Raw genomic sequence first — 11,552 nt, forward strand, 5'->3', positions numbered from 1 at the left:
GTTCTTACGGCTTGCTACCGTGTGCTTCTAGTGGAAGAAGTGACGTGCTCCGGTGAAGTACATGGTGATGCCAGCTTCGTTCGCGGCAGCAACAACTTCCTCATCGCGTACCGAACCGCCTGGCTGTACAACAGCCTTCACGCCGGCATCAATCAGAATCTGCAGGCCATCAGCGAATGGGAAGAACGCATCCGAAGCGGCAACTGCACCCTTGGCGCGCTGCTCAGACTCGCCAACGGCGTTCTCGGCGCCACCGGCAGCATCTGCACCGGACTCGACCTTTACTCCCAAGGTGTTGGCACGTTCTACCGCAAGCTTGCAGGAATCGATGCGGTTGACCTGGCCCATGCCAATGCCAACTGCTGCACCATTGCTGGCCAACAAGATCGCGTTGGACTTCGCGGCGCGCACTGCGCTCCATGCGAACTCTAGATCAGCCAAGGTTCCGGCGTCAGCGGCCTCGCCGGCGGCCAGAGTCCAGTTAGCTGGGTTATCGCCCTCGGCATCAATCCGGTCGCCGGCCTGAACCAGCATGCCGCCGGAGACCTGACGGAACTCGTTCTTGTTGCGTCCGTAGCCCTCTGGCAGTGCCAGTAGGCGGATGTTCTTCTTTGCCGAAAGGATCTCAACTGCTTCGGGTTCGAAGTCTGGAGCGATAACAACCTCGGTGAAGATACCCTTGACGGTTTCAGCCATTTGTTTGGTCACCGTGCGGTTGGCAGCGATGACACCACCGAAAGCTGAAACTGGGTCGGTTGCGTGCGCTTTACGGTGAGCATCGGCGATTGGGTCCGCTGCGTCATCCGAAGCGACAGCTACACCACAAGGGTTGGCGTGCTTAACTACCGCTACTGCTGGCTTTTCGAAGTCGAAAGCGGCGCGCAGCGCGGCATCAGCATCAACGTAGTTGTTGTAGCTCATTGGCTTGCCATGCAGCTGATCAGCCTGAGCGATACCGGCCGGTGCTGCCTCGTCAACGTACAGTGCTGCCTGCTGGTGTGGGTTCTCACCGTAACGCAGTGAAGCAGCACGCTGCAGGGCAACGCCTGCATAAGCTGGCCAATCGATGACGCCATCGCCATCTTCATCGAGGAACTGGCTTGCGGTCCACGAAGCTACAGCAGTGTCATATGCTGCGGTGTGCGCATAGGCCTTTGCGGCCAGACGCTGACGGGTCTTCAAATCGAAGCCGCCTTCAGCAGCGGCTGTGATGACCTGCGAGTAGAAGTTTGGATCTACCACGATGGAAACCGCAGCGTGGTTCTTGGCAGCCGAACGGACCATTGCTGGACCGCCAATGTCGATCTGTTCAACAACTTCGTCCTGGGATGCGCCGGAAGCAACAGTCTGCACAAATGGGTACAGGTTTACAACAACCAGATCGATCTGATCAATGTCCATCGAAGACAGGGTATCCATGTGCTCGCTAACGCGACGGTCGGCAAGGATGCCACCGTGGATACGTGGGTGCAGGGTCTTGACTCGACCGTCAAGCATTTCCGGCGAACCGGTCACCTGCTCGACCTCAGTCACAGGGATTCCGGCGGCAGCGATCTTCTTAGCGGTAGAGCCGGTGGATACCAGCTGAACGCCTGCGGCATGTAGTCCGGAGGCCAGCTCCTCCAGACCAGTCTTGTCGTAAACGGAAATCAGTGCGCGACGGATTGCGACTTTGTCCAGCACGGTCTTACTCACGAAATTTTTCTCCCGGCGGTGAGAATGAATGGGGCGGGTGGCGACTAGGCCACCGCCCTCATTCTAACCAAGGGATGACCCGAATATTCAGTTCGTGTCATGGTCCTTCGACAAGCTGAGCAAGCTGTGGGAAATACTTGGACAGTTGCTTGTCAGTCAGGCAAAGACGCAGAAGTTTCTCGGCATGATCTTCATCGGCTACATAACAAACCAAGTCTGCAGGGGTACGTTGCTGAAGTTCTTCTCGCAGGCTCTGTGCCACCGCAACAAGGGTGCGATAGTAGCGTTTTATGGTGACTTCCCAGCCTTCGTGCGCTGCGAGGTCGGTCATCGCATCGGACCAGAGGGTGGCTGCCGGGTCTTCGCATAAATCAATGGCTGACCAGTGCCAATCGCTTGGTTCCCACTTATCAGAATAGAAACTCTCAGAGTCGTCTGCATCGAGGCCTTCTTCAAGCGAGGCCAGAACCTGATCCAGATCTTCCTCATCATCGTTAAGGCTCGAGTCTTCCTCGTCGGTTTCCTGTTCATCCGCGTCAGAAATCACTATGGAGTCGTCATCGATTGTGACGTCTTCAGATTCGGTTGAACTACCAGGCTCCGCATCTTCGCGGTCTTCATAGTCCGCAGGCTCGTCAGCATCTTCGCCGCGCTCCACCAGTTCTTCTCTTGATGCCGTGACGCGATCACGTTCTAAAGCCTGTACCGAATTCAGCGCAAGCAACGGCATAGCGATGCTCTCGCTTTCTTCGGTGCTGACCCCGTGAAGGGCAATGGCATAGAAGTCTTGGTCGGGGTGTCCAGTAATTACTTCCGCAGCGTGCCGAAGGGCGGTCACCCGTATCGCCTCTTCGAGAGCGGCCCAATCTACTCCCATGCCCAGAGAGTACTCCCAATCAGGCGCTGAATGACAGACCTTGACGCGCCACACAAAGAAGCGTAGAGAGCTACGCTCAATTCACAGTTTTCGGTTATGCTTCGACGCGATACACACTACTTTCACTCGCATTGAGAAAGGCGCCCTTTCGTGTCTTCTGCTCTTCCGCCTACGGGCACCAACGTCGTACAAGAACTTCCCTTTAAGTGGAAGGTACAAGGCTCGATATTTATCATCGGTGGCCTCGGATTCATGTTTGATGCCTGGGATGTCACGCTCAACGGTGCATTAATTCCATTGGTCGCCCAAGAGTGGGGACTAGACCGGCCCACCGCAGCACTTTTGGGCACGTCAAACTTGGTTGGTATGGCACTGGGCGCATTTGTGTGGGGCGGAATTGCCGACCGGTTTGGACGCAAAAAAGCCTTCAGCCTGACGTTGTTGATGTTTGCAGTGTTCACCGTGCTCGGTGCATTCTCACCAAACTTCGGCTTCTTTGTGGCCTTCCGGTTCTTGGCCGGACTTGGGCTGGGCGGATGCATCCCGGTGGATTACGCGCTCGTTGGCGAGTTCACCCCAGCTAAGTTGCGTGGACGAGTACTTACCGCAATGGATGGCTGGTGGCCAGTGGGTGCTGCCCTGTCATTCTTCGTCTCCGGCTGGGTGATGGCCACAGCCGATAACTGGCGTTTGATTCTTGCTGTGATGATCCTTCCGGCATTTGTGGTGTTCTTTGTACGTCGTTCCGTGCCAGAGTCACCGTTGTACTTGGCTGCCAAGGGTCGCGAGGCAGAAGCTCGTGAAGTGATTGACTACCTAGTTGAACGCACCGGCGCCACCAAACGTGACTACGTCATCGAACAAGTGCCAGTTGAGCGTCCTGCCCGTTGGTATGAGCAGGTAGTTTCTCTCTGGCGTTACTCGTGGAAAATTACTGCGACCAGTTGGCTACTGTTCATCACTGTTCTGCTGGTTTACTACTTGGCACTGACGTGGCTTCCATCAATCTTGACCGAGGCTGGAATGGCGCAGTCCGCTTCATTCTTCGCCACCGCAGTCATGGCTCTAATGGGTCTACTCGGAGTGGTGATTGCCGCGCTCCTTGTTGAACGAGTTGGCCGCAAATGGCTGCTTGCCGTTTCCGCACCGCTCTCCGGACTAGTGCTGGTCATGGTGGCACTGAACCTGAAGGTTCCAGCTGCCGCAGTGGGTTGGGTGTTGGTCTTTGGTGTCATCGTTCAGGTGGCCATCCCCGTACTGTATGCCTACGTTTCTGAGATGTACCCGACTGAACTACGCGCCAGTGGATTCGGTTGGGCCTCAACCATGTCGCGCTTTGCTGCCGGATTTGGGCCGCTGATTTTCGCCGCGCTCTGGCCAGTGCTCGGTCTGCCTACGCTGTTCATTGCCGCGAGCGTACTGGTCACCTTGGCCATCATTTTCATGGCAAAGTTCGCGCCAGAAACCATGGGCCGCCAGCTGGGCTAGCGCACCTTGATCCATTGATGAACTCGATGCCTGACGCCAAGAGCCGACTCGTACAATTAGAAGATCACCACTCTTCAAGAGGTACAACGTCGCAATATCCTTGGCGGTTGGCATCGTGGAGCACAACGACGGGAAAATCACCGATGCAGTTTGACCAGAAGCAGCTCAAGGAAGATGGATTTACGGGCTTCCGCTCTGTGGCCACACTTGAAATCAATCGCATCCCGCACCGTCAAGGGATTTTTGTCGTCTTGGCGCCCTCGGACTATGAACCGCGGTACCTTAACCGCAGTACGGCCGGAACCTTCAAGAAGAAAACCCCTCGCTTAAACCCGAGCAGCTAGAAGCCGAATGGGTCCACGACACCGAAGTCCTATACATCGGAAAGGCCAGCCCAGGCAGCCAAGGCAATCGTGGGCTGCGCCGGCAGATTCAAGAATTCATCGACTTCGGCAATGGCAAACCACCAGGCCACTGGGACGGGCGCTTGATCTGGCAGCTGCGTGGAGCCGGAAAGCTCTTGATCGCGTGGAAAGAATTACCCTCCGAAGAGTTGAATGCTTCACTGGCTAAGTATCACGACAGCTTCCACGCACAGTACGGCAAGTTGCCCTACGCCAATTTGGTCCGCGCGCGGTGAAACGAAAGCGTGTGAAGAGGCGCCCTCGGTTTCGCTGGTTACGCGAAAATTGGGACGACCTCGTGGCACGCTTGCTGGAATTCTTCTCGCTAGGGCCGCGAAATTCACTGCTCAACTTCAGCACCTTCGCCTACTCCGTCCAGAGTTACGCCTTGAACCCGTCAAGCATTATCTGCACCAAACGCTCCTGAAGCTGTGGTGTCTGATTTTTGAAGGCTCGTGGCAACGGTCGAGTGGCTGCTCCAATGGCGGTGACCAGTTCTACGCCGTTCAAATCTCTGCGCACCAATTGTTGGTCTTTGGCCTGTTCAAGAACACGATTTACTGCCTGAGCGCATTCACGTTGCACGGTCAGCACTCGTTCATTCAGAGTCGCAGGCAGGGCTCCCCAAACGCTTCGCTGAGCGCACCAAGATCTAGGCGCACCAGCTGCTCCAAGAATTTACTCCACGCTCGTGGCTCTTGGGCCAAGTTTTCCCTTGCGAGGTGAGCCGCATCCAATATTTCTTGCAGGGTTGTCACGGTAACTTCCTCAACTAGCTCGGGGCGGGCCGCGAAGTTGCGGTACAAGGTACCGATTCCCACGTTGCTTCGTTCTGCAATGGTGTCCATGGCAACGTTGGCGCCGTACTGGGCAAAGAGCTCTCGGGCCGTACGGAGAATAGTTTCACGTCGTTGCAAAGCATCTGTGCGCATCAACCGGTTATGCCTTCCACGGTGTTGGCGGCGGTGGGGTTTACCCATCTGCCGCTCAGAGAGTCTTAGATAGATGTCCTATTTGGTCGGATCCAAAACTCAGTGATCTTTCCAGAAATTGCTAAGCGTTGCCACGGCGTTAAGACTTTTGCCAGAAATCTATCCCCACACTTCAACTAAATAGCCTTTCATTAGTGATTTTTCGGTAGTCTGGCAGTGAACTACCCCGTGAGTTTTTGGGGATCTGACCTTCGAAAGGCCGCCATGCACGACGATACTTCCTTGACCACTGGTCGAGTCAAACGAGTACTGCAGGAACGAGTACTGCCTGCCATCTACTCGGACTCAATCCCGCTTGAGGTGTCTTGGCATGAACTTCCAGGTGAACCAGTAACACCCACAAAGGGCTTGGCATTGGACTACGTTCCAGCTCAGGTTGGGACCTCTTGGGGAGCTGCTTGGGGCACCACATGGTTCCACCTTCAAGGCCAGGTTCCCGCTAGTTGGGCGTCACGCCGAGTCGAAGCAATTATCGATTTGGGCTTCGACGTAAATATGACGGGGTTCCAGTGCGAAGGGCTCATCTACCGACCTGACGGCAACACCGTCAAAGCGCTAAACCCACGCAACCAGTGGGTGCCAGTTACGGAGTCTGCAGAAGGCAACGAGCTAGTGGATCTCTATCTTGAGGCTGCGTCCAACCCAGTATTGCTGGATCATCACCCGTTTTTGCCGACCGAAGAGGGAGACATTCTCACTTCTTCCACGCGCAAGCTCTACACCATCCGACGTATGGATCTGGCTGTATTTGAACCAGTAGTTCATGAATTAGCTCTTGACCTTGAAGTGCTCCTAGATCTGCAGGAACAACTGCCCCAAGGCCCGCGCAAGATGCAGATTCTTCAGGCCTTGGATAACGCCTTGGATGTTCTTGATCTTCAGGACATTACCTCAACGGCTCAGGCCGCTCGCGATGAACTAGCCGACGTTCTCGCCGCACCGGCAGAACACAGTGCTCACCAGATTTCCGCTATCGGACACTCCCACATCGACTCGGCTTGGTTGTGGCCACTGCGCGAAACCATCCGCAAGGTCTCACGCACTGCTTCCTCGATGGTTGAGTTACTTGGCGATGAACCGGATTTCCTTTACGGAATGTCCAGTGCCCAACAATACAAATGGCTTAAGAGCCACCGCCCCGAGGTGTGGGAGCGCGTCAAGCAGGCGGTGGCCGACGAACGTTTCCTCCCCTTAGGTGGCATGTGGGTTGAATCCGATACTGTGATGCCTTCCGGCGAATCTTTGGTGCGTCAATTCCTTTACGGCCAGAAATTCTTCCACGACGAATTTGGTGTGAGTTCCAAAGGTGTGTGGCTACCAGATTCCTTCGGCTACTCCCCGGCCTTGCCGCAGCTGATGCGACGTGCAGGTTTTGAATGGTTCTTCACCCAGAAGATCTCATGGAATCAGCAAAACAAATTCCCACACCATAGCTTTGATTGGGAAGGCATTGATGGTTCTCGCATCTTCAGCCATTTCCCTTCCATGGACACCTACAACTCTCAGCTTTCCGGTGAGGAAGTTGCTAAGGCTTCACGCCAGTTCCGCGAAGCGCGCGTTACCAATAACTCCATTGCTCCCGTGGGCTGGGGTGACGGTGGTGGCGGTACCACTCGCGAGATGACTGGCAAGGCTAAACGCTTATCCAATCTTGAAGGTAGTGCGCAGGTGCGTTGGGAACATCCCAACCAGTTCTTCGACCGCGCTAAGCGCGAACTTCCCAACCCACCGGTCTGGGTTGGCGAACTGTACCTGGAATTGCACCGCGCGACGCTAACCAGCCAGCACCAGACTAAACAAGGCAACCGACGCACTGAGCAACTTCTGGTGGAAGCGGAGCTTTGGGCAGCCACCGCCACGTTATACACGGGAAGCGACTACCCCTACGTACAGCTAGACGAGCTGTGGGAAACAGTGTTGCTGCACCAGTTCCACGATATTTTGCCTGGCACCTCCATCGCCTGGGTACACCGTGAAGTTGTAGGCCGCTACGCACAAGTCATCGAACAGGTCGAAGCACTGATCCTCACAGCACAGCAGCAGCTTGCTGGGGACGGCTCAACGCCCATCGCTTTTAACAGGGCCGCGTTCACGCGCAATTCACTGTCCTTCGGTCAGGCTAAGGCCCTGGTTGCTAGCTCCGCGGATTCCGTTCAGGCCACCGCAGCTAGTGGTGGATATGTCTTGGACAACGGCATTGTCCGCATTCAGGTCAGTGATCAAGGACTGATCACCTCCGCAGTAGATTTGGCCACTGGCCGCGAGGCTATTGCTTCGGGCCAAGAGGCAAACCTCTTGCAGCTGCACCAAGACTTCCCCAACATGTGGGACGCCTGGGACGTAGATAAGTACTACCGCAATCAGGTCACCGACCTGCGTGAACTCAATTCCATGGAATTGTCCTCGACTGAGGATGGCAGCCAGGTCATCACCATCTCTCGTGGCTTCTCGAAGTCGACGGTCATTCAGCAGCTGAGCCTGGCCCCGGGTGACCGAACAGTTCATATCGCTCAAAGCACCGACTGGCATGAGGCCGAGAAGTTCCTCAAGGTCGCGTTCCCACTCGATGTTCGGGCCGAGCAAACCATCGCGGAAACACAGTTTGGCTATCACAAGCGAGTGACGCATATGAACACCAGTTGGGAAGCAGCGAAGTTTGAAACCTCCATGCACCGCTTTGTGCTGGCCGAGGAACCAGGCTTTGGTGTGGGGCTGATCAACGATTCCATCTACGGCTTTGATGTCACGCGCGAAGCCAAAGAAGCGCGCGTGACCACCACGATGCGTCTGTCGTTGCTGCGCGCCCCACGCTTCCCCGATCCGCAAACAGATCAAGGCATTCAAACTCACCGCTACGGGCTGGTGATCGGCGCCGATATCGCCACAGTCACTGAAGCTGGGGCGCTGCTCAATAGCGCAGAGCGAGTTGTTGTGGGTGCACAAGGCGTGGAACCACTTGTTGCTGTAACCGGTGAAGGCCTGGTGGTTTCCAGTGTGAAGCTGTCCGCTGATCGCAGCGGGGATCTGGTGGTGCGAGTCTACGAGTCGTTGGGACGACGTGCTCGTGGTGCCCTGAAGATCAATGCCGCTTACGCCTCGGCAACTACCGTGTCCCTGCTTGAAGATTCGTTGGCTCAGGCAGCTATTGATCTTCTTGATGGTGCGGTTCCGCTGGAACTGAGTGCTTTTGAGGTGCGCACCGTGCGCTTCAAACTCAGCGACTAAACATTAAGAATCTCAGGCTCGAACGCCTCGCCGTGGCTTACCAGGGCGAGGGTTCGTAGTCCTTGAGGAAGCAACCATAGAGGTCAATGCCGCGTTCCCCGTCCACGATCGGCTGGTAGACCCGGGCCGCCCCGTCGATTAGATCCAACGGTGCGTGCCAGCCTTCGGCGACCATGCGAACCTTGGAATCATGCGGACGTTCGTCGGTGATCCAACCGGTGTCCACCGCAGACATCAAGATGCCGTCGGTGTTCAGCATTTCTTCGGCACTGGTGCGGGTGAGCATATTGAGCGAGGCCTTGGCCATGTTGGTGTGCGGATGACCGGCACCCTTGTAGCGTCGGGAGAACTGCCCCTCCATGGCTGAGACATTCACAATGTATTTACGTCGTGCCCCACTGGCAGCCAAGGTAGGTCGTAACCGTGAAGCCAGCAAGAATGGTGCGGTGACATTGCACAGCTGCACTTCGAGCATTTCCAATGCGTCCACATTGCCCAAAATCTGGGTCCAGGAATTTTCTGTCACCACATCTGGCACCAGTCCCACGGCGTCGATTGCGGTGCCTGCGGTAATGCGCTCCAGCGAGGCTGAGCCTGCCTTCATTGCCAGCTCTGCAAGTCGTTGTGCGTCGTAGCTGCCTAGCGGTTCCGGGGCCAACAACGCAGAATCCTCAAGCCTAAAGGCACTGGCCAAGGCTTTGGGGTGCTCGGCCGGCGGATTCGCTTCGCCCCATAGCTCCGGGCCGCCGTGGCTGGCCAGTAGTTCGGTGGCTAGCGGTTGCTGTTCGGATTCGATCAGGTGCTGATATGAGTTGGACGTGCGCCGAACGGTTTGGGCCGCGTTGTTGATCAAGATATCCAGCGGGCCTTCGGCGGCTACACGATCAGCTAGAGAGATAACCTGTGCCGGATCGCGCAGGTCAATGCCGACAATGCGCAACCGGTGCAACCACTGGTTGCTGTCTTCGATGGCCGCAAAGCGGCGGGCTGCGTCTTTGGGGAAGCGTGTGGTGATGGTGGTGTGGGCGCCGTCGCGAAGTAGACGCAACGCGATATGCATTCCGATTTTTGCTCGTCCGCCGGTGAGCAGTGCGCGCTTTCCGCTCAGGTCCGCGCGTGCATCACGGCGTTCACGACCTGCTGCAGCGCAGTCCGGGCACAGGTAGTGATGGAAGGCGTCAACGGTGGTGTAGCGGCGCTTGCAGATGTAGCAACCGCGTGGCCTGCGGAATTCGCCAGCAGTATCACCGTCGGTGGAAGCGCTCAGGTCTAAGCCCAAGGTTTCGTCGTCAAGGCGCTGAGGTGAACCGGTTGCGGTACGTTCAATCAGTGCGCGGTCTGTCGCACTAATTTCTGCTCGTTTCTGCGATTTTCTGAAACGCTTGGCGGCTTTGAACATGTTGCTGGTGGCGCGGCGTACAGCAACGTGCCGTTCGTCGTCGGAATCCAGTTCATGTACTACCGAGAGCACCTTCAGGGCCGTTGCCAGCTCCGCGTCGGTAAAAGGTTGCGTCGTTGAAGCCGCGTCGGCTTTAGGTGTTTGCTCAGTCATCTCGCCACCAATTTTACTTCCTTGGTGGCTCCGCGCGGTGTGCCTGGGTGGTGCTGTGCGCTACTTGCTCTTGGCTAGGTCTGCGAGGGTTGCAATGAGCAGACGGCGTTCAACAACTTTGATGCGTTCGTGCAACGTGCCTTCGGTGTCTGCATCATCGATGGCGACTGCTTCTTGGCGCAGGATCGGACCGGTGTCCACGCCGGCATCTGCAATATGTACGGTGCAGCCGGTGACCTTGACTCCGTAAGCCAGCGCGTCACGCACACCATGGGCGCCAGGGAACGAAGGCAGCAAGGCGGGATGAGTATTGATGTATGTGCCGTCAAAAGCGTTGATGAATTCTTCGCCGACGATTCGCATAAATCCAGAGGACACAACGTAGTCCGGTGCGTAGGACAGGCATTTTTCTGTCAGCGCATGGTTCCAGTCTTTGCGATCTTCGTAATCCTTGAAGTTCACAACAAAGGTTTCGATTCCGGCTTCAGCCGAACGCTGCACACCGTAGGTATCGTGTTTGTCGGCGCCGACCGCGGCGATGTCTACGTTGGGTAATTCACCAGCCTGAACGGCGTCTATGACTGCCTGAAGGTTCGAACCAGTTCCTGAAACCAAAACCACAATGCGCATGCCTTCAATTCTACGGTTTGGTCTTGCTTGTTTTTCATTCCGCTCAGGTTTGTTGCTTATGCCAGTCTCAAACTGGCGTGGAGAGCAAAGAAAAACGATGATTACGACATGAGTGAGATTGTTCCTGATCAGAAGAATTGGACCTTCGTTTTGGACTCGGTCTGCCCCGAGTGCCAGGTTGATGTCCGCGAGGTGACTCCCAAGGACGTCATCGAGCGATTGCCCTCTGGGGTTCAGCGCTATGTGACGGCGCTACACAATCCAGCAGCACGCGTGCGGAAAAATCCGGCGCGTTGGAGTGATCAGGAATATGTAACGCACGTAGCGCACATGTTGGTGATCATGACGCAGCGACTGGATCTGATGCTTGGGCAAGATGAGCCCACCTTCCCGAATTGGGATCAGGATCAGGCTGCCAATGAAGGTAATTACAACGCTCTTACTGCTGGTGACGTCACGGCGCAGCTTGAGACCGCGGCTTCAAATTATGCCGAAAAATTGGGAAGCATCGGCGCTGAATCTTATTCCAGACGGGGTTTGCGTTCAAACGGTTCGGCCTTCACTGTTGAATCTTTAAACCAGTATGCGTGGCACGATTTTGTGCATCATCTGTGGGATCTGGACCCCAAGCCCAGCTAGAGCGGGCGTCTGGACTCCGGTAGGCGATGCGGCAAATTTATGGCAGCAGT

General features: G+C 56.0%; 10 protein-coding genes. 4 read left to right on the forward strand and 6 right to left on the reverse strand.

Annotation, left to right across the window (positions count from 1 at the left end):
- Positions 1-27: 27 nt before the first annotated feature.
- A complete protein-coding gene (gene purH, locus N6V40_RS16540) occupies positions 28-1,695 on the reverse strand; it encodes a bifunctional phosphoribosylaminoimidazolecarboxamide formyltransferase/IMP cyclohydrolase (protein WP_131090266.1) in 1,668 nt (555 codons plus the stop codon).
- A 97-nt stretch (positions 1,696-1,792) separates the two neighbouring features.
- Positions 1,793-2,572, reverse strand: a complete 780-nt coding sequence (locus N6V40_RS16545) for a hypothetical protein (RefSeq protein ID WP_131090267.1) — start codon at positions 2,570-2,572, stop codon at positions 1,793-1,795.
- 150 nt (positions 2,573-2,722) lie between these two features.
- Here N6V40_RS16545 and N6V40_RS16550 point away from each other — a divergent pair, with 150 nt between their 5' ends.
- Positions 2,723-4,060 carry an MFS transporter gene (locus tag N6V40_RS16550; protein ID WP_131090268.1) on the forward strand — a complete coding sequence of 446 codons (1,338 nt, stop codon included), beginning with the start codon at positions 2,723-2,725 and terminating at the stop codon, positions 4,058-4,060.
- A gap of 487 nt (positions 4,061-4,547) precedes the next feature.
- Positions 4,548-4,700: a hypothetical protein gene (locus N6V40_RS17495; protein ID WP_315973725.1), complete on the forward strand. Its 153-nt coding sequence runs from the start codon at positions 4,548-4,550 to the stop codon at positions 4,698-4,700.
- Between the two features lie 145 nt (positions 4,701-4,845).
- On the opposite strand, the gene N6V40_RS16560 is transcribed toward N6V40_RS17495, so the two are convergent.
- Together N6V40_RS16560 and N6V40_RS16565 are read right to left on the reverse strand one after the other, a co-directional pair.
- The gene (locus N6V40_RS16560; RefSeq protein WP_262198302.1) at positions 4,846-5,058 is read right to left on the reverse strand and encodes an SbtR family transcriptional regulator; all 213 of its coding nucleotides are present in this window, start codon (positions 5,056-5,058) and stop codon (positions 4,846-4,848) included.
- 8 nt (positions 5,059-5,066) lie between these two features.
- Positions 5,067-5,396 (reverse strand): helix-turn-helix domain-containing protein, encoded by a 330-nt coding sequence (locus N6V40_RS16565; RefSeq protein ID WP_262198305.1) that lies wholly within the window; start codon positions 5,394-5,396, stop codon positions 5,067-5,069.
- A 264-nt stretch (positions 5,397-5,660) separates the two neighbouring features.
- Here N6V40_RS16565 and N6V40_RS16570 point away from each other — a divergent pair, with 264 nt between their 5' ends.
- On the forward strand, positions 5,661-8,681 hold the full coding sequence (locus tag N6V40_RS16570; RefSeq protein WP_262198308.1) for an alpha-mannosidase: 3,021 nt from the start codon (positions 5,661-5,663) through the stop codon (positions 8,679-8,681).
- 37 nt (positions 8,682-8,718) lie between these two features.
- Here the strand turns inward: N6V40_RS16570 and N6V40_RS16575 are convergent, their stop codons facing one another.
- Positions 8,719-10,233 carry an SDR family NAD(P)-dependent oxidoreductase gene (locus N6V40_RS16575; RefSeq protein ID WP_262198311.1) on the reverse strand — a complete coding sequence of 505 codons (1,515 nt, stop codon included), beginning with the start codon at positions 10,231-10,233 and terminating at the stop codon, positions 8,719-8,721.
- 60 nt (positions 10,234-10,293) lie between these two features.
- Positions 10,294-10,863 (reverse strand): phosphoribosylglycinamide formyltransferase, encoded by a 570-nt coding sequence (gene purN / locus N6V40_RS16580; protein WP_262198313.1) that lies wholly within the window; start codon positions 10,861-10,863, stop codon positions 10,294-10,296.
- A gap of 27 nt (positions 10,864-10,890) precedes the next feature.
- On the opposite strand from purN, the gene N6V40_RS16585 reads away from it, so the two are divergent.
- On the forward strand, positions 10,891-11,502 hold the full coding sequence (locus N6V40_RS16585; protein ID WP_165477373.1) for a DinB family protein: 612 nt from the start codon (positions 10,891-10,893) through the stop codon (positions 11,500-11,502).
- Positions 11,503-11,552: the final 50 nt, after the last annotated feature.

The sequence above is a fragment of the Glutamicibacter sp. M10 genome (genome assembly GCF_025452055.1).
Taxonomy (GTDB): Bacteria; Actinomycetota; Actinomycetes; order Actinomycetales; family Micrococcaceae; genus Glutamicibacter.

Bases quoted from the DNA above. Each gene is read 5' to 3' on its own strand.
- N6V40_RS16545 (WP_131090267.1), bottom strand. From the start codon at position 2,572: ATGGGAGTAGATTGGGCCGCTCTCGAAGAGGCGATACGGGTGACCGCC.
- N6V40_RS16565 (WP_262198305.1), bottom strand. From the start codon at position 5,396: ATGCGCACAGATGCTTTGCAACGACGTGAAACTATTCTCCGTACGGCC.
- N6V40_RS16570 (WP_262198308.1), top strand. From the start codon at position 5,661: ATGCACGACGATACTTCCTTGACCACTGGTCGAGTCAAACGAGTACTG.
- N6V40_RS16575 (WP_262198311.1), bottom strand. From the start codon at position 10,233: ATGACTGAGCAAACACCTAAAGCCGACGCGGCTTCAACGACGCAACCT.
- purN (WP_262198313.1), bottom strand. From the start codon at position 10,863: ATGCGCATTGTGGTTTTGGTTTCAGGAACTGGTTCGAACCTTCAGGCA.